19 protein-coding genes are annotated in these 24,950 nt (G+C 31.9%); 10 read left to right on the forward strand and 9 right to left on the reverse strand.

Annotation, left to right across the window (positions count from 1 at the left end; genetic code table 11):
- Positions 1 to 198: 198 nt before the first annotated feature.
- From AC13CQ_RS12335 to aroC, 5 genes are all read right to left on the reverse strand, one after another.
- Positions 199 to 585: a response regulator gene (locus tag AC13CQ_RS12335; RefSeq protein WP_008614976.1), complete on the reverse strand. Its 387-nt coding sequence runs from the start codon at positions 583 to 585 to the stop codon at positions 199 to 201.
- Positions 578 to 979 (reverse strand): hypothetical protein, encoded by a 402-nt coding sequence (locus AC13CQ_RS12340; protein WP_008614977.1) that lies wholly within the window; start codon positions 977 to 979, stop codon positions 578 to 580. Before AC13CQ_RS12340 ends, AC13CQ_RS12335 begins: the two co-directional genes overlap by 8 nt.
- Before the next feature lie 197 nt (positions 980 to 1,176).
- Entirely contained in the window at positions 1,177 to 2,337 is a 1,161-nt protein-coding gene (locus AC13CQ_RS12345; protein ID WP_008614979.1) for a peptidase MATCAP family protein, read from the reverse strand.
- Positions 2,334 to 3,767 (reverse strand): dicarboxylate/amino acid:cation symporter, encoded by a 1,434-nt coding sequence (locus AC13CQ_RS12350; protein WP_008614981.1) that lies wholly within the window; start codon positions 3,765 to 3,767, stop codon positions 2,334 to 2,336. The genes AC13CQ_RS12345 and AC13CQ_RS12350 overlap by 4 nt, the downstream gene beginning before the upstream one ends.
- Positions 3,768 to 3,824: 57 nt before the next feature.
- Positions 3,825 to 4,895: a chorismate synthase gene (aroC, locus tag AC13CQ_RS12355; protein ID WP_008614984.1), complete on the reverse strand. Its 1,071-nt coding sequence runs from the start codon at positions 4,893 to 4,895 to the stop codon at positions 3,825 to 3,827.
- A 277-nt stretch (positions 4,896 to 5,172) separates the two neighbouring features.
- Here aroC and AC13CQ_RS12360 point away from each other — a divergent pair, with 277 nt between their 5' ends.
- Both AC13CQ_RS12360 and AC13CQ_RS12365 read left to right on the forward strand, forming a co-directional pair.
- The gene (locus AC13CQ_RS12360; protein WP_008614986.1) at positions 5,173 to 6,003 is read left to right on the forward strand and encodes a UDP-2,3-diacylglucosamine diphosphatase; all 831 of its coding nucleotides are present in this window, start codon (positions 5,173 to 5,175) and stop codon (positions 6,001 to 6,003) included.
- Positions 6,004 to 6,160: 157 nt separating this feature from the next.
- Positions 6,161 to 6,922, forward strand: a complete 762-nt coding sequence (locus AC13CQ_RS12365) for a hypothetical protein (protein ID WP_040879778.1) — start codon at positions 6,161 to 6,163, stop codon at positions 6,920 to 6,922.
- A gap of 644 nt (positions 6,923 to 7,566) precedes the next feature.
- Here AC13CQ_RS12365 and AC13CQ_RS12370 read toward each other — a convergent pair.
- Positions 7,567 to 10,434: an FAD-binding and (Fe-S)-binding domain-containing protein gene (locus AC13CQ_RS12370; RefSeq protein WP_040879779.1), complete on the reverse strand. Its 2,868-nt coding sequence runs from the start codon at positions 10,432 to 10,434 to the stop codon at positions 7,567 to 7,569.
- 96 nt (positions 10,435 to 10,530) lie between these two features.
- On the opposite strand from AC13CQ_RS12370, the gene AC13CQ_RS12375 reads away from it, so the two are divergent.
- Both AC13CQ_RS12375 and AC13CQ_RS12380 read left to right on the forward strand, forming a co-directional pair.
- Positions 10,531 to 11,031 (forward strand): hypothetical protein, encoded by a 501-nt coding sequence (locus AC13CQ_RS12375; RefSeq protein WP_008614990.1) that lies wholly within the window; start codon positions 10,531 to 10,533, stop codon positions 11,029 to 11,031.
- A 127-nt stretch (positions 11,032 to 11,158) separates the two neighbouring features.
- Positions 11,159 to 12,268, forward strand: coding sequence for a TlpA disulfide reductase family protein (locus AC13CQ_RS12380; RefSeq protein ID WP_008614992.1), 1,110 nt, complete (start codon positions 11,159 to 11,161; stop codon positions 12,266 to 12,268).
- Positions 12,269 to 12,432: 164 nt separating this feature from the next.
- Here AC13CQ_RS12380 and AC13CQ_RS12385 read toward each other — a convergent pair whose 3' ends face one another.
- Together AC13CQ_RS12385 and AC13CQ_RS12390 are read right to left on the reverse strand one after the other, a co-directional pair.
- Complete coding sequence (locus tag AC13CQ_RS12385) at positions 12,433 to 13,122, reverse strand: SIMPL domain-containing protein (RefSeq protein ID WP_008614993.1); 690 nt, start codon at positions 13,120 to 13,122, stop codon at positions 12,433 to 12,435.
- A 53-nt stretch (positions 13,123 to 13,175) separates the two neighbouring features.
- A complete protein-coding gene (locus AC13CQ_RS12390) occupies positions 13,176 to 13,823 on the reverse strand; it encodes a rhomboid family intramembrane serine protease (protein WP_008614994.1) in 648 nt (215 codons plus the stop codon).
- Positions 13,824 to 13,879: 56 nt separating this feature from the next.
- On the opposite strand from AC13CQ_RS12390, the gene AC13CQ_RS12395 reads away from it, so the two are divergent.
- From AC13CQ_RS12395 to AC13CQ_RS12405, 3 genes are all read left to right on the forward strand, one after another.
- Positions 13,880 to 14,794, forward strand: coding sequence for a lysophospholipid acyltransferase family protein (locus AC13CQ_RS12395; RefSeq protein WP_008614995.1), 915 nt, complete (start codon positions 13,880 to 13,882; stop codon positions 14,792 to 14,794).
- A gap of 295 nt (positions 14,795 to 15,089) precedes the next feature.
- Positions 15,090 to 18,806: a YCF48-related protein gene (locus AC13CQ_RS12400; RefSeq protein ID WP_008614996.1), complete on the forward strand. Its 3,717-nt coding sequence runs from the start codon at positions 15,090 to 15,092 to the stop codon at positions 18,804 to 18,806.
- Entirely contained in the window at positions 18,803 to 19,513 is a 711-nt protein-coding gene (locus tag AC13CQ_RS12405; protein WP_008614997.1) for a fibronectin type III domain-containing protein, read from the forward strand. Before AC13CQ_RS12400 ends, AC13CQ_RS12405 begins: the two co-directional genes overlap by 4 nt.
- Positions 19,514 to 19,603: 90 nt before the next feature.
- Here AC13CQ_RS12405 and glmM read toward each other — a convergent pair whose 3' ends face one another.
- Complete coding sequence (glmM, locus tag AC13CQ_RS12410) at positions 19,604 to 20,992, reverse strand: phosphoglucosamine mutase (RefSeq protein WP_008615000.1); 1,389 nt, start codon at positions 20,990 to 20,992, stop codon at positions 19,604 to 19,606.
- 286 nt (positions 20,993 to 21,278) lie between these two features.
- Between glmM and AC13CQ_RS12415 the strand changes: the two genes are divergently transcribed.
- Genes AC13CQ_RS12415 through AC13CQ_RS12425 form a run of 3 tightly spaced genes read left to right on the forward strand, consistent with a single transcriptional unit; the run spans position 21,279 to position 24,268 of the window.
- On the forward strand, positions 21,279 to 21,863 hold the full coding sequence (locus AC13CQ_RS12415; RefSeq protein WP_008615001.1) for an acyl carrier protein phosphodiesterase: 585 nt from the start codon (positions 21,279 to 21,281) through the stop codon (positions 21,861 to 21,863).
- A gap of 6 nt (positions 21,864 to 21,869) precedes the next feature.
- Positions 21,870 to 23,549, forward strand: a complete 1,680-nt coding sequence (gene ggt / locus AC13CQ_RS12420) for a gamma-glutamyltransferase (RefSeq protein ID WP_008615003.1) — start codon at positions 21,870 to 21,872, stop codon at positions 23,547 to 23,549.
- Between the two features lie 11 nt (positions 23,550 to 23,560).
- A complete protein-coding gene (locus AC13CQ_RS12425) occupies positions 23,561 to 24,268 on the forward strand; it encodes a hypothetical protein (RefSeq protein ID WP_008615005.1) in 708 nt (235 codons plus the stop codon).
- The last annotated feature ends 682 nt before the right edge of the window (positions 24,269 to 24,950 follow it).

A 24,950-nucleotide genomic window follows, 5' to 3' on the forward strand; every position in this document is an offset into this window, starting at 1 on the left:
TATATTGAATTCTATAACACCAAAAGAAGGCATACTGAAATAGGAAAAGTACCACCTGATCAAATTTATAATACAAAAAGAATAGCATCATAAATAATTAGATATATATTTAAACTGTCTTACAGATGGGGAGTAGTGTAAAGATTGGTTTTTTGTATGTGAACGTATCATAATAGTCCTTTTAACCAGATTAGTTTACTATAAAACTTCACTTTTATATATTCCTACAATTTTTGAAGTTAATTCTATCAAAATTTCTGGTACTACAGGTTTAAGAACACAGTTATTTATTTCTAAAGTTGAGTTTTCTATTAAAGCTACTTGTTGACTATTTGAGGCTAAGAAAATTACAGGGGTATTTAAAACGTTTTTTTTATCAATCTCTTGAATTATTGATAGTCCGTTAAAATTTGTGCTACTAAAACTATAAATTATTACATCAAAAAGCTTATTGGATAAAAAATCTGTAGCAGCTGAGAGGTTTGCAAAAACGACTACTTTGAAATTCTCTTTCTTTAACCGAAACGACAGTAAAGAAGCAACCATTCGATCCTCTTCTATTAAAACAATAGTTTTTTTAAGCATCCAGTTCGTTTATTTGCTTCCGAATTTCGTTTAATACTGCTATATATTCATTTTTAAAGCCTGAAATTAGATTTGAAATATTATCGTAAGTGTTTAAATGCTGGCATTCCTTTTGGATCATATCTAAATAATCAAGAAGCGAATTGGCTTTAACCATTTCCAAACCATTCCTTACTTTATGAGCCGCTCTAGAAATTGAAAAGCGCTCTTTTGCTTTTATAGAAATTGCTGTAGTTTCATAAAACTCCTCTATGTTTTCATTTAACAAAGCAACTATTTCATTCATATACTCTTTATCGGCCAAGCAGTCTTCTTTTAATTTAGAAATATCTGCTTTTTTAAGTCGCTCATCTTTCTTCACACTAGAAAAATTAAAAATATTAATCATCTTCATAAGGTATCTAAGTTTACGCTTACAAACATAAAGTAGGTTTCATAAATAAGATTTGGGTATAAAATTATTTATATAGAAGCAAAAATATCTCCTGTATATTTTAAATGAAATTTTTTGTTGTGTAGGGATGATATTTGTATACAAAACACTTTATTAAGATAGTGTCTTATAAAATGAGAAAATATAAGTAGTTTTACTTATTTTAGATTATGGAGAATGAAATCAATACTAGAATTATTGTTTTTATTAGCTGAGTAAGAATCTGTTATATGAATAGATTTTGAAGCCAGTCCTAATTCTTGAAGTTTTACAATAGAATCTACCCTATCTAAAGAAACTTTTCCTGTTAATAAAGGGGAAAGATTGTTCCCAGATTTGTAATATTCATACACTTTTTTTAATCCTGTTAAATACAAATAATCTTTTGTAAACCCTCCTCCTCTATGGATTCGTAGTGTTATTATAAAAGCCTTATCTCTATCTAATTTATACTGATTGTGTAATAAATCGAAAGTGTCCGAAAATGAATATCCTTTAATCAAACTATCAGCGGCAATTACTCTATACGCTAATATTTTTAGTCGACTTAAAGTGAGGGCGCCACTCATATACTCGCTAAATACAGCCAATCCTTCTTGTGTTTCTACATTTTTTGGAAAGCCATTAGAAAATATTTTAAGAGGCTGATTTAAACCATTAAAAGTAGTTACCATATGAACGCCTATTTCATGGTTTGCTAACGTTTTAAGCTGATTGTCGTTAAATTTAGCGTTCTTTTTAATATACAACGTTTGTGTGCTATTAGATACCATAGCATCTGCCGCTATACTAGTAGATAATTTTATATTTAAAGGAAAATCATAACGCTCTACAAACTCTTCAAAGTACGCCTGCGCATCTCTAGCAGTGTATTTTTTTTCCTGATTTTCTCCTTCTTTTTCATTTTTTATATGAAGAATAAAACGGGCATTGGCTACGTCTTTTTCTTTTGGAGTTCCATAAAGTTTCAGGCTGTTATAAAAGAATTTTTTTCGCTCACCAATTGCTTCTGCAGTTTGTACCATGTTGGCATAATAATATACAATCCCTTGGTATAAATCGCGAATATCATCATCTTCAATTTTTTCTAATTGATTAGAAAACAACGAACGCTGTAGCTTGAAAGCATTAAAATTTTGCTTCGGATATTTAAAGATAGGTTCTTCTGTGTATTTAGAAGAAAAGAAACGATGCTTTTCCTTTTCAGTATTTAAAGGATTTAAATAACTAAGTAACTCTATTCGTTTAATTAGCCTATCTAAATTCTTATCAATAGTAAATAAAGCAGCGTTGTCTTTTAAAATATCCTTAGTTATCATACAGTAACTTCCTTCTCTTTTTGTTCTTGATAATTAAGCATTCCTTCACTTTTAGCAATTAAAGAGCAAACAGTAGCGTCTCCAGTAACATTTACTACAGTTCTCATCATATCTAAAATTCTATCCACAGGAAGGATGATACCAATCCAAGCTGGATTTAGGCCTACCGATTGCAATACTATAATAAGCATTACTAAGCCAGCGCTTGGCACCGCAGCAGAACCAATAGAGGCTAATGTGGCAGTTAGCACTATAGTTAATTGCTGTGCAATAGTTAAATCAATCATGTGTAATTGAGCAAGAAATACAACTGCTACTGCTTGGTATAAGCAGGTCCCGTCCATATTTACGGTAGCTCCAATTGGAAGTACAAAACTTGTTATTTTTTTATCTACTCCTAAGTTATCTTCCACGCATTCCATTGTAACTGGAAGCGTAGCGGCACTACTTGATGTAGAAAAAGCTAATGTTTGAGCTGGGCTCATTGCTTTAAAGAATCCAAAATAAGAAATAACTCTTATAAACATTTTAAAAATTGCAGGATATACTACAAATATCATTAAACCTAAACCAAGCATTACTGTAAGAGAATACCAACTTAGCCCTTTAAATATTTCTACTACTTTTCCTATATCGTCTCCAGCCATTTTACTTACAACACCTGCTAGAAGAGCAAAAACAAAAAATGGAGCTGCCTTCATAATCAAGGCTACCATTTTAAGAAACACCTCCATAACTCCATCAATAAAAGCTTCTACAGGTTTTGATTTTTCATCAGGAATAAAGAGTAAACTAATTCCGAAGAAAAGAGCAAAAAATATAACTTGAAGCATTAATCCGTTATCTGCTAAAGATTTAAAAATATTATCTGGAACAATATCTACTAGCGGTTGAAGCGGTCCTGCTTCTTTTGCCTGATTTGCAGTATTCATTTTTTCGTTTACGGTAGCGTCTTTCAATTCTGATCTGGATAAATCTGAAATTCGCTCTGCTCTATCTAGAAATTTAGGATCGTGTAAATAATTAACCCCATCCTTAATTTCTAAATTCTGAGATCCTGCCCACAATTCGTAGCTAATTCTATTATCTATTCTGCTTTGCTCATCTATAAGCTTTCCAGGTTTAATAACATTCACTAAAACTAATCCAAGGGAAACCGCTAAAATAGTAGTAATAAGGTATGCTAAAAGGGTTTTTCCTCCCATTCTACCTAAACTAGACGGATCTCCAATATTTGAAACTCCATTTATAATAGAAAAAAGCACTAAAGGAACAGCAATGAGCTTTAATAAATTAATAAAAATAGTTCCGAAAGGCGCTATCCAGCCAATTGTAAACTGACTCCAACCAAGTTTACTTGATAAAATAGCCCAAATAATTCCAAGAACTAATCCAATGATAATTTGCCAATGTAATGCTAATTTCTTCAAATGAATGTATGTTTTAAGTTAATCTGTTAATAAAAACTGCTTCAAATATAACAGAATTTATCTTTTATGAAGATAACTATTATTTATCAAGGTATAATCGGCTAAAACCAATGCTGCCATTGCTTCTACAATAGGTACTGCACGAGGAACCACACAAGGGTCATGACGACCTTTTCCCTGCATTTCTACTTCTTCCCCCTTATTATCTATAGTTTTTTGAGTCTGCATTATAGTAGCTACAGGTTTAAAAGCTACTCTAAAATAAATATCCATGCCATTGCTTATACCTCCTTGAATTCCACCAGAATAGTTAGTTTTTGTAGTGCCGTCTGCATTGTATAAATCGTTATGCTGGCTTCCCTTCATTTCGGCACCTGGAAATCCGCTTCCATATTCAAATCCTTTTACAGCATTTATGGAAAGCATTGCTTTTCCTAATTCTGCATGTAATTTATCAAATACAGGCTCTCCAAGTCCAACAGGTACATTCTGAATTACACAGGTAACTACGCCTCCAACAGTATCTCCTTCTTTTCTAATTTGCTTGATATAATTTTCCATTTTAGCAGCCAAATCTGTGTCTGGACAGCGTACAATGTTAGTTTCTGCATTAGCTAGATCAAGTTCTGTATAGGGTTTTTCTAAATGGATATTTCCTACGGAAGAAACAAAAGCATTTATTTTTACACCTTCCAACATTTGCTTGGCAACAGCACCAGCCACTACTCTACTAGCCGTTTCTCTAGCAGAACTTCTTCCGCCACCACGGTAATCTCTAAAACCATACTTTTTTTCATACACATAATCTGCATGTGAAGGTCTGTAACTATCTTTTATATGAGAATAATCGTGTGATTTCTGATTGGTATTTTCTATAATAAAACCAATTGGCGTCCCTGTTGTTTTGCCTTCAAAGATTCCAGAAAGAAAACGAACTTCATCTGGTTCTTTTCGTTGAGTTACAATGGCAGATTGCCCAGGTTTACGTCTATCGAGGTCTAATTGTATTTTGCTTAAATCTAAAGAGATGCCAGCTGGGCATCCATCTATAACTCCGCCTAGAGCCTCTCCATGAGACTCGCCGAAAGTACTTAACTTAAAGAGGTTTCCAAAGGAATTTCCTGCCATAAAATTTTGGTTTTGACAAATGTAAATCTTAAAAAAGAGAAACAAAAATTAAATATACGTAATCATCAATTAATATTAAGATGTTAAAATATGGTGTTTCTTAACAAAGAAATCATAAATAATTAATTATCAAGTAATACGATGATTGAATAACTTTCTTTATTTCGTAATAATCAATTGACTAGTGTAAAAACATAATAAATTCAATTGAAAATAATTAAAACTGATTCTCCATAGAGCTCAGAAAATTATACCCTTTGGGATTAAACAGTTACGATTGAGAAAAAGAAAAGTAGACGTGGTAGTAATTTCAGATGTTCATCTTGGCACTTTTGGTTGCCATGCTGGAGAATTACTTTCTTATTTAAATAGCATATCGCCTAAAAAGCTAATTCTAAACGGAGATATAATAGATATTTGGCAGTTTAGAAAACGTTATTTCCCTAAAAACCATCTTCAGGTAATTAAAAAGATAATCGACTTATCTACTAAAGGTACAGAAGTCTATTATATTACTGGAAACCATGATGAAATGCTTCGTAAATTTAGTGATGTAACCATGGGGAATATCCACATTTTAGATAAGCTTATCTTAAATTTAGACGGAAAAAAGGCATGGATTTTTCATGGAGATGTATTCGATGCATCTATACAACACACCAAATGGATTGCTAAATTAGGTGGTTGGGGTTATGATCTTTTAATCTTGATTAATCAATTTATCAATTGGATTTTAGTAGGAATGGGAAGAGAAAAATACTCCCTTTCAAAAAAAATAAAGAATAGTGTAAAAAAAGCTATTAAATACATTGCCGATTTTGAAAAAGTAGCGTCAGATTTAGCTATAGAAAATGGCTATAAATATGTTGTTTGTGGACATATTCATCAACCTCAAATGCTTCGAAAAGTCAATAAAAATGGAACTTGTTTATACTTAAACTCTGGCGATTGGATAGAGAATCTTACTTCTCTAGAATATCATAACAAACGCTGGGAGTTGTACCATTTTAATGAAGATAAATTAAGTCCTTTTTATTCTGATGAGGATATAAAAACCATGAACTACAAGGAGTTACTAGCTGCAATTACAATAACAGGTACCAAGTAAAATTTATTTTTCTATATTTGAAAGCCCATTATGGGCTTTTAAAAAGAATGGTCAATACCAACCTACATAAACAAACAATAGTTTGTGAAATTTTGTATAGATGAAAAATCCTTAATAAATGCTTCGGAACTCCCTTCAACTTGTTTTTCTTTCAATAATGTTCATTTCCTGTTCTAGTAGCGAATCTATTTCTGATGATTTGTTAGCTGAAATAAATAACGAAAATTACTTTCCATTAGAAAATTCTAATTATTGGGTTTATGAAGTAGACTCAGAAAAATCTGGAATTGATAGTTTATGGGTAGAAAAAGATACCTTAATTGAAGGAGAAATTCATTACCACATCAGTGCTAATAGTTCTAAAACAGGATTTATAACAAATTTATTAACGAACAGCCTTCTCCATAAATCGAAGAATAAATTGATTTTAAATGGAGTTATTACTGATTTAATTCCGGGAATTGAAATTCCTGTTGAAAATCTAGTCTTGTTAGATCCTAAAAACCCTGTTGGGAATACTATGCATACAAGTATTGGGACTTCTTCTACAGAAAAAGAAGGTTATATTATTGAAGTAGCGCATACCATAACAACAAAAACAGAAGCTTTAATTGAAGATTATTCGCTTTTCGGTGAAGATTATAGCAATGTTATAAAGATATCGATGGTTGTTAATCTTTCTGGAGTTGTAACCACAACCGTTAATGGTTTTGAAGTTACTGTTTCCATTTTAAAACCTAAAGATGTTATTATTTCTACACAATATTTTGCTCCTGGTATTGGCATTATTAATAATGAAACTAATGTTGATTATCAGCTTACAAACATTGAGCAATTGAGTATCCCTTTAGAAATGCCAACCAAAATTTCTGAAATAACTTCTCAGCACATTGCTAATTCTTCAAAAATAAGTGAGTGATTGTTTAAATAGTTTTTCACTGCTTTTAAGTAGTCAACCTATGTCAGGGAAGCACAGGGAGTTGGGAGTCAGAAGACAGAAGTTGGAAGTTGTGAAGAAAAAACGGACTACTGAACACTTTTCTTTATATTGAAAAATTGAAAGATTGAAAAGATTGAAAGATTGAAGGATTGAAGGATTGAAGGATTGAAGGATTGAAGGATTGTAAAAGAAAGAAGTCGGAAGTCGGAAGACCGAAGCTGGAAGCAAACAAGAATAAAGAGATGAGGATATAGATTAGAGCATAAAACCTCCTGACTTCGGACTTCTACCTTCAAACCTTTTTTTTCTTCAAATCATCTAATTAACTCATTCACAAATTTAAAACTTTACCCCTCTGAACCTTTGCATCTTTGCATCTTTGAGTTAAAAAATGCTTACAGCATTTAGCTTATAGCATAAAGTCTCCTGACTTCGGTCTTCTTTTTATTTCCAAATTTTCAAATTAGAACATCCACAAATTTAAAACTTTGAGCCTTTGCCCCTTTGCCTCTTTGCCTCTTTGCCCCTTTGAATTAAAAAGCTTATAGCATAAAGCCTTCCGACGTAGAACCCTTCAAGATACTCAGGACAGGCTCTGGGGAATAAAACCCTCAATGAGGGATTCATAAAACAAAACTATTTAAAAGTGTAACTGGATGAATAGCATCTCTGCCTGTTCCATCTTTTATTTGATGTCTGCAACTTGTACCATTTGCAACTATTATAACACTTTCTGCTGCTTTTCTTACAGCTGGAAATAAACGAAGCTCTCCAATAGCCATGCTTGTTTCATAATGTTCTTTTTCATATCCAAAAGAACCAGCCATACCACAACATCCAGAATTAATCATGGTTACATTAAAATTGGAAGGAAGATTTAAAATATCAAAAGTTGATTTTGTGTTGGATTGCGATTTTTGATGACAATGCGCATGATATTTTACAGTTTTCTCTTCGGAAGAAAATTGAGAGGAAGTAATATTCCCTTTTTTTATTTCATCTGAAAGAAATTCTTCTATAATAAAACTATTCAATGCTACTTTTTTTGCAGCTTCCTTATTTTGCACCATTCTTAAATACTCATCTCTAAAAGATAATATTGCAGAGGGCTCAATTCCAATAATAGGACAATCGGAACTTACTAAATCTTCTAACTTACTAATGTTTACATTGGCTAATTTTTGAGCTTGTTTTAAAAAACCTTTAGAAAGAAAAGAACGCCCACTTTCTCCATAAAACAGCGTTACATCATAGCCTAATTTAGTTAATAACTCAATAGCATCTTTTCCGATAGACACATCTAGATATTGAGTAAATTCATCTATATAAAGAATTATTTTTTTGTTTGCAAAAAACTCATTTTTAGATATTTCTAGTTGTTCATCAAAATCAAAGCTTTCAATTTTAGGAAGTGTTCTTTTTGGAGCTACATTAAGTACTTTTTTTAAAATACTACCAGAAAACTTACTATTTGTTAATAATGGAAATACACTTCCTAATTTACTTAATTGAGTGTTGTATGCAAAAGCTTTATCTCTTATTGACGGCGGATTGTCTTTATAGTATTGATATAAAAACTCAGCCTTCAAAGTAGCAACATCTACATTACTCGGACATTCACTGCTACATGCTTTGCAGCTTACACATAAATCAAAAACCTCTTTAAGCTCCTTGTTGTTAAACTTATTTTCTTTTTCTGAAGTTGTTAAATATTCTCGTAATGCATTTGCACGAGCTCTTGTTGTATCTTTTTCGTTTTTAGTAGCGTGATAACTCGGACACATAGCGCCATTAGAAAGATGTGTTTTCCTACAATCGCCACTCCCATTACATTTTTCTGCAGCTCTCAAAATCCCTAACGAATCTGAAAAATCTAATAATGTTTCTACTTTTGGTTCTTTTCTATCCGGTTGGTAACGTAACGAAGTATCCATTGGAGCACTGTCGACAATTTTTCCTGGATTGAAAATGTTATTAGGGTCAAATGTCTTTTTAACACGCTTAAGAAGCTCATAATTTTCACTTCCTATCATTAACTCTATAAATTCAGCTCTAACCCTTCCGTCTCCATGCTCACCACTCATAGAACCGCCATATTTCTTAACTAAATGTGCAACATCTGTAGTTATTTGTCTGAAAAGCTTTACATCTCCACTTTTTTTAAGATCCAAAATAGGTCGCAAATGAAGCTCTCCAGCGCCAGCATGCGCATAATACACCGCATTTTGATTATATCCACTCATAATTTGAGTAAATTCAGAAATATAACTGCTTAAATCTTCAATACTTACAGCAGTATCTTCAATACAAGCAACCGCTTTTTTATCGCCTACAATATTCCCTAACAGTCCAAGTCCTGCTTTTCTTAATTCGGCAGCTTGCTCTATTTCTGTATGATATAATGAAGGATTTGCATAGCTTAACCCCTTTTTATCTAATGTTGCAATAAGTGCTTTTCGTTTTTCTTCTAATATATTCACATCATTATCTCGCAGTTCCATCATTAAAATAGCCTCAGGATCCCCTTCAATGAAAAATCGATTAGGTAATTGCGACTTATTATTCTTTGTACAATCAAGAATAACCTTATCCATCATCTCACAAGTAAAAAGGTCGTGTTGCATGGCATCGTAAACAGCGTCACAACAATCGGCTACACTTTTGTAATGTGCGGCTACCATTACCGCATTTGTAGGCATTAACGTATCTAATTGGATTTTTATCTTTGTTGTAAAAGCCAAAGTCCCCTCACTTCCAGTAAGTAGTTTACACATATTAAATACCCCTCCGCCTTTATTAAACGGCTGTAATCTTAATAATTCATCAATTGCATACCCTGTATTTCTCCTATGAATTTCGGGTTTAGGGAAATTATCTTTTATACGTTTAGCTACTCCATCAGCAGTTAACTCTTCATAGAGATTACGATATATTTCTCCTTCTAATGTTTTAAGTTCAAGTTTCTGTTTAAATTCTTCCGCAGTTAAATTTTTAAACACTACTTCACTCCCATCACTTAAAATAGCTTCAATTTCTAAAACTTTATCACGAGTAACACCATATTTAATAGAAGTAGTTCCACTAGAATTGTTCCCTGTCATACCTCCAATCATACATCTATTGGAAGTAGAAGTATTAGGCCCAAAAAACAAATTATAGGGCTTTAAATACAGATTTAACTCATCGCGAATAACTCCGGGCTGTACAATTACAGTTTTTTCAGCTTCATTTATATCTAAAATTTCAGTAAAATGCTTAGAAACGTCTACTACAATTCCGTCCCCAACACACTGTCCAGCAAGAGAAGTTCCAGCAGTACGCGGAATAATTGACAATTTATAATCATTACAAAAAGCAATTATTTTCTTAATATCATTTATGTTTTTTGGGTAGGCTACAGCCGTTGGCATTAAGCGATATACAGATGCATCTGTAGCATAAATAGTTTTATGTAAATCGTCGAAAAACAGCGTTCCTTCAAGCTCTTCCATAAGAGCTTGTAAGTCATTTTTAGAATTTTTTAACAAGAGTGTGTGAACTTTAAGTTAATTTAGTAACGTATATATTACAAATCAAAAATCAAATTTATGAAAAAAATAATCTTATTAAGTTTTTTAGCAATTGGATTTGCATCAACAGCCTATTCACAAGAAGTATCTAAGAATGCCTTAGGTTTAAGACTAGGTGATGGAGATGGCTTTGGAGCTGAAATATCTTATCAAAGAGGGTTAAGTGCTAACAATCGACTTGAGTTAGATTTAGGATGGAAAGACAGTAATCATTATGATGCTTTTAGGCTAACAGGTCTTTATCAATGGGTATTTCCTATTGAAGGAGATTTTAACTGGTATGTAGGTGCCGGTGGTGGACTTGGAGGTTACGATACTGATGATGATTACGATTTTGATGGGAACGACCATGACGATAGCGGGATGTTTGCATTTATAGCTGGAGATATAGGGGTTGAATACGACTTTAATTTCCCTTTATTATTATCTTTAGATTTCCGTCCAGAAATTGGATTTAATGACATTGATGACGATGATTTTGACTTTGATATTGCGCTAGGTATAAGATATCAATTCTAAAAAAAGAATTAATACTAATAAAAGCCCTGAAAACATAATGTTCAGGGCTTTTTTTGTTAATTGTCTTTTAGGATTAAAATGAAATTTTAACTTTGTAACTGAACTAAAACTGTTTAAATAAATTTTAATGAAAAAAATAGGAACTATTCTTTTATTACTTGTAGTACTTGTAGCATGTAATAAAGTTGAAAAAGACACATACAAAGTAACTGTTAGTGTTGATGGTGTTGAAGATGGAAAGCAAGTATACTTACAAAAACCTGTGGATGGGCAACGTCCAGAAGTTATAGATACAATGGAGGTTAAAGAAGGAAAGTTTGAATTTACAGGAAAAGCTGAAAGTCCGCAACTTCACTATTTATTTTTTGAAGGTGTAAGAGGTGTTTTACCAATTATACTAGAAGAAGGAGATATCCAAGTTACTGCATATAAAGACAGCTTAAACTTCTCTAAAATTGAAGGAAGTCCTTCAAATGAAGATTTCACTGCTTTTATTCAAGGATCTAAAACGATTAGAGATAAAATGTCTGACATTCAGAAAAAAGGAATGGAAGCACAACAAAGTGGTGATACTATTACCATGAACACCTTAAAAGAAACTTTTGAAGAAGTTCAAGAAGAAGCTAGAAATTACGAAAATGACTTTGTAGATACTCATAAAGAGTCTTACATCTCTCTTTTAGTGATTCAGCAAATGATGCGTACGAAAAGTAAGACTTCAGAAGAAGTAGGAGTTTTATTTAATGACCTTTCTGAGGATATAAAAAATACTGAATTAGGAAAAACTATTTCTGAAGAACTAGGAAAGGCTAATAAACTTTCTGTTGGTGCTGTAGCTCCAGATTTTTCTGGGCCTACTCCAGACGGAGAAACAGTTTCTTTAAAAGGATCTCTTGGAAAAGTTACTGTGCTAGATTTTTGGGCTGCTTGGTGTAAACCATGTAGAGCTGAAAATCCTAATTTAGTAAAGCTTTATGCAGAATATCACGACAAAGGATTAAATGTTGTTGGGGTTTCTTTAGATAGAAAAGCAGAAGATTGGAAAAAAGCTATTGAAGACGATAACTTACCTTGGACTCATATTTCAAACCTTAAATTTTGGCAAGATCCTATAGCTCAAGAATACAACATCCGTTCAATTCCTGCTACATTTATTTTAGATGAAAACGGAAAGATAATTGCTAAAGACCTGCGTGGTGAAGCATTGAATGAAAAAATTGCTAGCTTGTTAAATTAACAAATAGTAGAAGATCAAAAAGAAAGGCTTTCCGTTTGGAAAGCCTTTCTTTTTGATTTAATTTAAAGATTGAAGGATTAAAAAATTGAAAAAGTCGGGAGTCAGAAGTTTATAAAGAAAAAAACTGCCAACTGAACACTTTCCTTTATATTGAAAAATAAAAACTATTTCAAGTGAAAAGTAACATTTACTTTTGCTTCTATTACCATTTCTCCAACAGCTATAGTTTCCATATCTCCTCCTCCACTACTGTCTGCAGATTTCATCATCTCCATTCTATAAATTGGCTGTGGAGCACTTACAGAACCTGTTTCAGAAATAGTTAATGCTTTTCCAACACTTTGACCTAAAGCACTAGCATATTCTTCAGCTTTCTTTTTAGCATCTTTTATTGCTTCCATTCTTGCTTTAGAATTATGTGTTTCAATTTCCGTAGATTTAAAAGTAACACCATCAATTCTATTAATTCCAGCATTTAATAATCCTTCTGTAAATTCAGAATACTTATTTAAATCTTTCAGTAAAATAGAAATCGACTGATTTGCTACATATTTATACTCTTTAGTTTGATAATCATAGTTTTTATTAAGGTTTACATATTCTGTTTTTACATCCCCTTCTTTAACTCCCATTGATTTGGTGTACTTTAAAACCTTGTCAATTGCTTTATCATTATCACTTTTTACTTGTTGCGCAGAAGAACCTTCGCTTTCAACTCTTACTTTTATTAAAACTTGGTCAGGAGTTACTCTTACAACTCCTTCTCCAACTACCGCTATTGAAGGGGTTATTTCTTGTGCTTGTAAACTATTCATACCTATAAATGCTGTTACTAATAAAATTATTTTTTTCATGTTTTTTTAAATTTTAAATTTCTTTTGATTCTATATACAAACAGAATGCCAAACTATATTTTTCCTGTTTTTTCTAAAATAAATAACACTATAATAGGTAAGGCAAGTAGTACAACCATTAATGTTTCTTGTGTAAGTAATGAAGGCATAAAAAGAAGTGTAATTACATATCCTCCAATTGCCCCTCCAAAATGGGCAGTATGCCCAATATTACCCAAGCGGGCTTTCATTCCATAAATAGAATACAACAAATAACCGATTCCAAATATATAAGCTGGAATAGGAATTGGAATGAAGAAAAAAGCTAATCGCATTTCTGGCTGCAAAAGAATTGCGGCATATAAAATCCCTGTTACAGCACCGCTAGCCCCGACGGCGCTATAATGATAATCGTTTTTATGAAAACTGAGCGATAACAAACTCCCTGCCAATAAACTTATAAAATAAATGATTAGAAATTTTACATCCCCCAAGTATTGAACTACAATAGGTGCAAAAAAATATAATGTAAGCATATTAAAAAGCAAATGAGAAATATCTACATGTAAAAAACCAGAAGTAATGGTTCTTATTTGCTCTCCACGTTTTATAGCTCCAATATTGAATTTATAACGTTCAAAAAATGAGAAATCATTAAAGCCTTTAATAGAGGCCAATACATTAGCTCCGATAATAACAATAGTAGCAATACTTAAATTCATAAAAACAATTAAAGTTTAGCATCAAATATAGCTATATTTGCTAAAATTCTTACAGAATGCAACTAGTTATTTACCTACTCGTTTACCCTTTATTATGGATGATTTCAATTCTTCCATTCCCCATTTTTTATAAAATATCCGACGGAGTATATTTATTATTATATTATGTAATAGGATATAGAAAAAAAATGGTACTAGCTAATTTAAAACGTTGTTTTCCAGAGAAATCGGAAGAAGAATTACTACTGATAAGAAAAAAGTTTTATAAGCATATGTGCGATTTATTTTTAGAAATGATAAAATCGCTTACCATGTCTCAAGAAGAAATGAAGAGAAGAGCTAAGTTTCATAATTTGGAATTACTCGATAAATATGCGGAACAAAATAAAAGTGTGATTTTACTTTGTGGGCATTATGCAAATTACGAATGGGTACTTTCTTTAGGGCAACATATTCAGCATGACGGATTTGGAATCTATTCTCCGTTATCCAATAAATATTTTGATAAATTAATTAAGAAAACTAGAAAAAGACAAGGTGGAACCTTAATCTCTATGTTTGAAACTGCAAAAACCGTACTTAGAAATTATCGCGATAACCATTTAGCATTATATGGTTTTGTTAACGATCAATCTCCGCAAGTAAGTCACGCTAGATATTGGAGACCTTTTTTCGGAACTGTTGTCCCTGTGCATACTGCCGCAGAAACTTTGGCCAAAAAATTTGATTTGGCTATAGTATTTTTCTGTGTAAAAAAAGTAAAAAGAGGTTTTTATGAAACCACTATTGTAGACATTACAGACAATCCGAAGGCGTACCCAGATTTCGAAATTACGGATATGTATACCGAAATGTTAGAAAAAGAAATTCGATATAAACCAGAATATTATTTGTGGACACACAACCGTTTTAAGCACCGTAATAAAGTCCCAGCAGAATATCTAAAAGAAAACACTTCTTTAAATTCCTAAAATCTAAAGAAGTGTTTTTTAAGTTTTATTTTTAACAACTTGGCTTTCCTACAATCCTGCTACATCACTAATTTCCGCAATAAATTTATCGGCAAGCGTATCGGCTTCTTGTTGTGATTTTGCGAATTATTTCTTCTTTATAATTCCTATAAATATGTAATTAATGTACTTTCTAATCTATGCATAGGTTAGTATGTAAAATTATTTATTTAATACTAAATATTTTATTGAGAAGATATACTACATGAGGGTAATTTATCTATATTAGCAGAAATACTATTTAATAATAAACCTTATGATAAAAAAACTACTCATTCTAAGCTTATTTTTAACATCAAATTACCTACTAGCGCAGTCTTCATGGGAACTTTTAAATCCTAAACCAACAATTTTGGATGGAGAAGGAATTACTTTTTCTTCTGATACTAATGGTTATATTTTAAATAATGAAGAATTATTACATACAGATGATGGAGGTGAAACCTGGAATATCAAACAAAATATTGATAGCGGAAACGACATTGCTATTAAAAACACTACAGGTTATATTGTTGGAGATTATGGGTATGTTTTAAAAACAACTGACGGGGGTGTAAATTGGAGTAAAATAAATATTAATTCAGGCCAAAATCTTGGTAAAGTCTATATAGTAGATGATAATACCGTTGTAATTTCTGGAGAAAGGTATTTATATAAAACTTTAAATAATGGTAATACTTGGGAAAGTTACAGTGTTAATCCAGATAACTATAACTCAATACAAGATTTATTTTTTATAGACTCACTTACGGGATACGTTGTTTTTAGAGACGGTATTGTCTATAAAACAATTGATGGAGGGACTACTTGGACTGAATCATTAGCTATGGATAATTATAATTCTAATGCTTTTATCCACTTTTTTAATGATTTATCGGGTGTTGTCTCAAACGGTAATGGTATATACAAAACAACTGATGGTGGTACCTCTTGGACTCTCGTAAATAATAGCGTTTATATAGAATCGATATCCTTTATTAATGAAAGTACTGGTTATGGCTATGATTCTAATGGAATGATTTATAGAACAGATGATGGTGGAGAATCATGGTTGTTTATAACCGAAATAGAAAGTAATATTATTCCTCGAGATTTATATTTTTTTGATGAGGCTCATGGTTTTGTTATTGGAAGGGATGGTGTAATATTTGAAACATTAGACGGTGGTGTAAACTGGAAAGGGTATACATTTTATAATTCCATTAGTCAGCTACAATTTTTAACTTCTACTACAGCCTTTGTTGCAGCGGGTAAAGATATTTATACAACTATTGATAGTGGCGATACATGGCAATATCAAAGTAGTTTAGAGCAAGAGGTTATAAATTTCAAATTTCTTAGTGAAACTACAGGCTATTTAATTACCACTAATTTTGTTTATAAATCCATAGACGGTGGTATGTCATGGATAAAAAAAGACAATGGTATTACAACAAATTTTCTTGATGACTTATTTAGTGTTGATTTTATTGATGAAAATATAGGAATAATAAGTGGAGGAGCATCAGAGAATAATAAAGTAGTATACAAAACCACAGATGGTGGTGAAACATGGAATAAACAAGAAAGCATCTCTTTTAAACAAATAGAATTTATAAATTCTGAAACCGTATATGCATTAGAAGATTCTAATTATTCAAACAATAGATTATTTAAGTCAACAGATGGAGGAACTACATGGAATGCAATATATGAAGGGGAATCAACAATTTCGTCATTCGATTTTGTAGATGCAAATACTGGTTATTTTAAAAGTGGTTATTCCAATTTATATAAAACAATAGATGGAGGGGAAAATTGGAATCTTATAGATGACAATAATTACTATAGTAGTGGTGGCAAAATCAAGTTTTATAATAATAATGTAGGTTATTCTTATAGCTCTGGTGAAGTTAACAAAACTGAAAATGGAGGGTATTCTTGGGAGAATATTTATAATAATTACAATTATTATTCAGAAAAAATTATCCTGAGTTTATTTGAAGACACCATGTTTATTGGAGAAAATAAAGGGCAAATAAGAAAAACTAGCATTGATTATAATAGTGTTAAGGTTACTCTTTTAGATCGACATGACTATATTGATAAGGAACCTGTTGTTATGAAAGGAAATGTAACCTCAAATACAGATGAGATTACAGACATTAAATTTTTATACGGAAAAGAATATTCAGTTTTAGATAATGAAATTCCAGCCTCTACCACTACTGTTGAAGCCTTACAAACTGAAACTGTAAATGCAGAATTAGAAGGATTAGAAGCAAACACTTATTATTATTATCAATTAGTAGGAACAAGTAATGGCGTTCAATATAAAAGTGATATAAGAACATTTTTTACTCCAAATGAATATGAAATTTACATAGGTAATTCTTATGTAAATGATAATACTTCTTTAGAACTAACAGCTGAAATTACTAGCTTTAATAAAAAACTAACAGCTATTGAGTTTATATATGGAACAAAATCTGATTCTTTAATATATAGCGTTCCCGCAGATCTTAGCACTGTTGAGCTAGGCCAACATCAAGTTAAAGCAAAACTTACAGAATTAACACCAAACACAACCTATTTTGTAAAAGTTAAAGCTCTTCGAGATGGCATTGAGATTTTTAGTTACAACACTAGAGAGATTAAAACCAAGCCAGATTATATTTTTGAACTTAATGCCTATTATTATAATGATGATAGTGCAACATTACAATCTAGTGTCTATGCGTATAAAGAAGACTTAAAAGAGGTTACTTTTGAATATGGCACCACATTAGATATGACTAATTCCATAGCTGCTACCCCTTCAGAAATTCCTTTAAATGAGGAGTTTAGTAGTGATTGGGTTTATAGTGAAATAAGTGAACTGGATAAAAACCAAACCTATTTTTATAGATTAAAAGCTTTGCAAGGTGAAGAATATGTTTATAGTGAAATAAAGGCCTTTAACTATTCAGGAGATTTATCTGTTACTGAAATAGAAAGTATAGAAAATGAAGACCATTCAATTTTATTAAAAGCATATATATATCCAGGAAGTAATTATGTAAGCAATGTAATATTTGAATATGGATTATCTTCTGAATATGGAAATAGTATTACTACAATATCTGAATCTTTTTATTATGATGGAAATATGGTTGAAGTTACCATCCCTAAAAGCGCATTGTCAGAGAATACTACATATTTTTATAGATTGAAGTTTGATATAAATAATGAAGAATACATATCAAACGGCAAGACTTTTATTACAAATGAAAGATACTCTGTAAATGAAGATAATTACAAAATAGAATTTACAAATGAAACCTGTGTAAATAAGGGAAATGGTAGTGTAAAAATCACTCCAATAATAGTTCAAAACTATGAAGCCGCCATAAATGATGAAATATATCAATTTACAAATGAACTTTTTGTAGAAGATATGATACCTGGTAAGTATTTAGTTTGTTTAAAAATTGTAGGATCTGAGGAATCACAGCAATGTTTTGAAATAGAAATAAAAGCGGCTGAAGAATTAACTGGAGATATCGCTAATAATAAAAAAACCATCAATAAAAATAGCGTTTCATTTTATATCGAAAAAGGAACATCTCCATTCCGAGTTGTTTCTAATGGAAGAACTATTGGCACTTATTCCAGTAGATCGTTTGAGGCTATTATTGAAAAAGAAGGTCTCGTTGAAGTATATTCTAGTCTTCCTTGTGAAGGAAAGATTGAAAAATATATTTCAAATAAAACAATTTCCATTTATCCAAACCCAATTATCAATCAGACTATAATAACATTGCCTACACGGGAATCAAAAAATAAAGATATTCATATAGAGGTTATTGATAATTCTGGAAAGGTAATTATTGGCAATACTTATCCTGTTTTAAATAATGCAGTAACTATAGATATGAGTATTTTAAACCCCGGAATGTATTTTATAAAAGTGTATTCCGATCAAGTAGAAACCCTAAAAGTAGTAAAAAAATGAAAAAGTTAAATTTCCTATATATAATAATATCAATATTGATAACTGCTTGCGGTGGATCAGACGATGGTCCCGAACCAGTTCCTGAACCTACACCAGAGCCTGTAAATAATGCTCCTTCCCTACCTAATTTAGATTATCCTACAGAAGATTTAGTTTGTATTGATAATAATGTAACCTTTAAATGGTTAGAAGCAACCGATAAAGATGGAGATAAAATTACCTATCAGGTACAAATTAGTGATGTTTCAGATTTTTCTAAAACAGATTATAATGATTTAACACCAGACTTATCCAAGAAATATAATTTACCAAAAGGGAAAACTTTTTATTGGAGAGTAAAAGCAATAGATAGCAAAGAAGCGGAAAGTAGTTATACAAAAGCTTCCCGATTTTTTACAGAACGTGATGCAGAAGTTAATCAGGTTCCAAATCAACCAACAATTATTACTCCTGCAAACAACATTGTTATTTCTAAAAGTTCTGTAAGCATACAATGGCAGGCAACAGACCCTGATAATGATGTCATTTTATATGATATGTATTTTGGTACTGATCCAGAAGCGCTACCATTAATAATAGAATCTGCTTCTCAAAATAATTATCTAGCTACTTTACAACCCAAAACAAAATATTATTGGAAAATAGTTGTAAAAGATCATAAAGGTGGAGTTACAATTGGAAATATCTGGAGTTTCTCTACAAATTAAAAACAAAAAAATAAATAAGTTCATAAAAAAGGCTCATAAACAAATCAGTTTATGAGCCTTTTAATTTTTAAAAAAAATAGCTTGGCTTTCCTACAATCCTGCTACATCACTAATTTCCGCAATAAATTTATCGGCAAGCGTATCGGCTTCTTGTTGTGATTTTGCTTCTGTGTAAATTCTTATAATAGGTTCGGTATTCGATTTTCTTAAATGCACCCAGTTTTCTGGAAAATCTATTTTTACTCCATCAACGGTAGTAATATTCTCTTCTGAATATCTTTTTTCCATAGTTTCTAAAATAACATCCACATCTAATTCTGGTGTTAATGCTATTTTCTTTTTACTCATAAAATATGAAGGGTAACTGGCTCTTAATTCTTTTACAGAAATTCCTTTTTCAGCTAAATGAGTTAAAAACAAAGCTACTCCTACCAATGCATCACGACCATAATGGCTCTCAGGATAAATAATTCCGCCATTTCCTTCACCTCCAATAATAGCATTGTTATTTTTCATCAAAGTAACAACATTTACCTCTCCTACTGCAGAAGCTTCATAAGTTCCACCGTGCTTTTCAGTTATATCTCGCAAAGCTCTAGAAGACGACATATTGGAAACAGTATTTCCTTTAGTTTTTCCAAGCACATAATCGGCACAGGCTACTAAAGTATACTCTTCCCCAAACATTTCACCGTCATTACTAATAAATGCCAATCTATCTACATCTGGATCTACTACAATTCCTAAATCGGCTTTTTCTTTTACAACCAACTCACAAATATCTGTAAGGTGTTCTTTTAAAGGTTCTGGATTATGAGGAAAATGCCCATTAGGCTCGCAGTATAATTCTACAACCTCTACTCCTAGTTCTTTTAACAACTTAGGAATAACAACTCCTCCAGAAGAATTTACGCCATCAACAACTACTTTGAATTTAGCTGCTTTAATTTTTTCAGCATCTACTAAAGGTAAATCCAATACTTCATCAATATGGATGTCTACATAGGAATCGTTTACAATAATCTCCCCTAAATCATCTACTTCAGCAAAATTAAAATCTTCCGCTTCAGCAATTTCTAAAATTTCTTTTCCATCATCTCCACTCAAGAACTCTCCTTTATTATTAAGGAGTTTTAATGCATTCCATTGCTTTGGATTATGACTAGCAGTTAAAATAATACCTCCGTCTGCTTTTTCTAAAGGAACTGCAATTTCTACAGTTGGAGTGGTAGAAAGTCCTAAATCGATCACATTAATTCCTAATCCAATAAGAGAAGAAGAAACTAAATTCTGAATCATTTCTCCAGAAATACGAGCATCTCTTCCAATTACAACAGTGAGTTCTTTTTTATCTGATTGCGATTTTAACCATGTTCCATAAGCAGATGCAAACTTTACTGCATCCAAAGGAGTTAGATTTTCTCCTGAACTCCCCCCTATGGTACCACGGATTCCTGAAATTGATTTTATTAATGTCATGTAGTTTATTGCTTTTTATTTCTATATAAAACGCTGATTGAGGCACAAACAACGTCAAAGTTTCGATTTTCAACAAATATAGAAGTTTTTTGAAGGTTTTAAGTTGATTAAAGTTAAGTTATTAGAATGAAGCTGAACACAAGTTATAGGGGTTTCAAGTTTAATTAACTATATTTCAATACTATACAAATACGTCTTCTATTTTAAAATAATTTCTTACAGATTACTTTTTATAAAATTACACTCGTTACTGCTTTTATATACGCTGAATTTGTAAATTTAGAAAATGAACTTTTTAGCACACATTTATTTATCAGGAGAAAACCCTGAGGTTAAAATCGGAAACTTTATGGCCGATAGTATTCGTGGGAAACAATATTTAAAGTATCCTGAAGGGTATAAAAAAGGAATTTTATTACATCGAGAAATAGACACTTACACCGATGCGCATCCTACGGTGAGATTAAGTACTAAAAAATTGCATAAAAATTACAGTCACTATAGCGGGGTTATTGTAGATATTTTTTACGACCATTTTTTAGCTAAAAATTGGAGTAGCTATTCTGATATACCCTTAACTATTTATGTTGATAATTTTTATGATTTATTAGGCGAACACTATGAGATTCTTCCTATGAATATAAAAAAATTAATGCCTTATATGATTGCTGATAATTGGTTGCTAAATTATGCTAAATTAGAAGGTATTTCAAAAGTGCTTGATGGAATGAATAGGCGAACTAAAAATAAATCGAAAATGAATTTTGCTATTCAGGATTTACAAGAATATTACGATGAATTTGAAGCTGAATTTACTTCTTTTTTTGAGGAATTACGAGTGTTTTCAGCTCATAAGCTTAAATCTTTATAATTAGATATGATAAAAAAATTACTCTTCATCTCCTTTTTACTCATTATAGGGTGTAAAGAAAGGAAATCAGCAGTTAAAGGGTTAATTGCAAAAAATGGGATGGTAGTTTCAGCACGAGTGGAAGCTTCTCAAATAGGAACGGATATTCTAAAACAGGGCGGAAACGCCTTTGACGCCATGATTGCTACCAAATTTGCGCTAGCAGTAGCTTTCCCTTTTGCAGGAAATATTGGTGGCGGCGGATTTATGGTTTACAGACTTAATGATGGTACTACAGGAACTCTTGATTTTAGAGAAAAAGCTCCTTTGACAGCTACTAAAAATATGTATTTAGATTCTTTAGGAAATGTAATTGAAGGAAAAAGTACAGAAGGAGCTACAGCAGTTGGAGTACCTGGAACCGTAGCTGGTATTTTTGAAATTCATAAAAAGTTTGGTTCGCTTCCTATGGAGCAACTTATTCAACCAGCTATCGATCTTGCTAAAAAAGGTGTTTTAGTCACCGAAAAACAAGCTCGAAGATTGGAACATTATAAAGAGTCAATCACTAAAATAAGTAGTGATACTGTATTGTTTGCAAAAAATTTTTCTGCTAAAGATTCTATTAAATATATAGAATTAGCAAAAACATTAGAAGTTATAAAGGAAAAAGGTAAGGACGGGTTTTATAAAGGTGAAGTAGCAGAAAAAATAGTAGATTTCCTTCAAAAAAATGGAGGTGTTATTACTCTAGAAGATTTAGAAAAGTATCAAGCTGTTTGGAGAAAGCCAGTAGAATTTTCTTATAAAAATATAAATGTTATTTCTATGGGACCACCAAGCAGTGGCGGAATTACCTTGGCTCAAATAATGAAAATGATTGAAAGTAAAGGTTTAGATTCTAATCATAACTCGGTTAAAGCAATACAGTTAATCACAGAAGCAGAAAGACGAGCCTATGCCGATAGAGCTTATTTTTTAGGAGATCCAGACTTTACGCAAATCCCTGAATTAGAAATAACAAGCTCGACATATTTAAATGATAGAATGAATTCTTTTTCTTATGAAAAAGCTACTCCTTCTGAAGAGGTATCACACGGAAATGTCGAAATTATTGAAAGCGATCAAACTACGCACTTCTCTATTGTGGATCAGTTTGGGAATGCAGTATCGGTAACCACTACCTTAAATGGTGCGTATGGTGCTAAGTTGTATTCTGAGGAATTAGGTTTTTTCTTCAATAATGAAATGGATGATTTTAGCTCCAAACCAGGAGTCCCTAATATGTTTGGGCTTATTGGTGGAGAAGCAAACAGTATTATGCCAGAAAAGAGAATGTTAAGCAGCATGACTCCTACTATTGTTGAAAAAAATGGTAAATTACTCATGGTTTTAGGAACTCCTGGAGGTTCTACTATTATCACTTCAGTGTTGCAAACTATTTTAAATGTGGAAGAATATGAAATGGGAATGCAAGAGGCGGTAAATGCACCACGTTTTCATCATCAATGGTTGCCAGACGAAATTAGGATGGAACCAAATAGCTTTGATAAAGAAACTATTAAAGAGCTTAAGGATTTAGGATATTTTATTAACGAATCTAATGCTAGAATTATTGGACTTGTAGATGCTGTTTTAGTTCTTCCTGACGGGAGATTGGAGGCTGGTGCAGACAAAAGAGGAGACGATACTGCAATAGGATTTTAAAAACCATACAAATGAGAATCATAAAAAAAATAGTAAAGTTTTTAGTAATACTATTGTTATTACTGATAACAATTTCTGCGGTTGTATATTTTGTATACAACGAACCTTTACCGCAAGGAAAGGAAGGCCCGCAAGCGGAAGCTTTAGCCGATAAAATGCTGAAATCTATAAATTACACCAATTATACAAAAACCCGTTTTATTGAATGGTCTTTTGCAGGAAAGCACTTTTACAAATGGGATAAAGAGAAGAAATTAGCCGATGTAAAATGGGATAATTATCTTGTTAAACTTAACTTGAATAATTACAGTAAAAGTGAAGTTTATATTGATGGAGTTAAAATGCATACAGACCCAAAGCAAGAATTAATAGATACCGCAGTAAAGTATTTTAATAACGATTCTTTTTGGTTAGTAGCTCCTTTTAAGATAAGAGATAAAGGAACAAAAAGGAGTTTTGTAACACTTGATGACGGAAAAGGAGCTCTTTTAGTAACCTATACACAAGGAGGGGATACTCCAGGCGATTCCTATTTATGGAAATTAACGGATGCTGGATTTCCACAAAGCTTTAAAATGTGGGTTAGCATTATTCCAATTGGCGGACTCGAAGCTTCATGGGATGAGTGGAAAGTAATGGAAACCACTACTTACCTACCCTCAAAACACGATTTTTTGTTTCTAGAATTAGAAATGGGAGATTTAAAAGCGTATAATTAAACTCCACCTCATGCCGCTCAAAGGAAGGCACCTTAATACAGAAAAAAGATCGCAGTCATGTCGACCAGCGGGAGACATCTCATTATCGAAAGCAATTTGAATTGAACACCCTAGTTATCAATAAGGAAGCCTTTTTTTATAGATTTTCCTCTAAAAATTGACAAACTCTGAACAATCAAATCTCTATTATTTTGTTGATGTGATTTCTCTTTTCAGTCGAAATGACTAAAGCACCGTAGTCATGTCGACCAACGGGAGACATCTCATTATCAAACGCACCATGGATAGAACAGTTTAAGCGTTAATAAGAAAAGTTTTCTTTATAGATTTTTCTATAAGAACATAACAGAATCCAAAGCAATCAAATCTCTGTAATTCTGTTGGTGCGATTTCTCCTTTTCAGTCGAAATGACTAAAGCAACGCAGTCATGTCGACCAGCGGGAGACATCTCATTATCGAAAGCAATTTGAATTGAACACCCTAGCTATCAATAAGAAAATTTTTCTTAATCGATTTTTCTGTATGAATACGACAAACTCAGAACAATCAAATCTCTGTTATTTTGTGGGTGTGATTTCTCATTTCAGTCGAAATGACGGGATTATTTTAAGGAATTTTACGGCTTGACAAACCAATAACTTAATTATTAAATTCAAAACTCCATCTTCTTCCCTTTTAACA

It is taken from the genome of Galbibacter sp. L-19 (assembly GCF_056857615.1).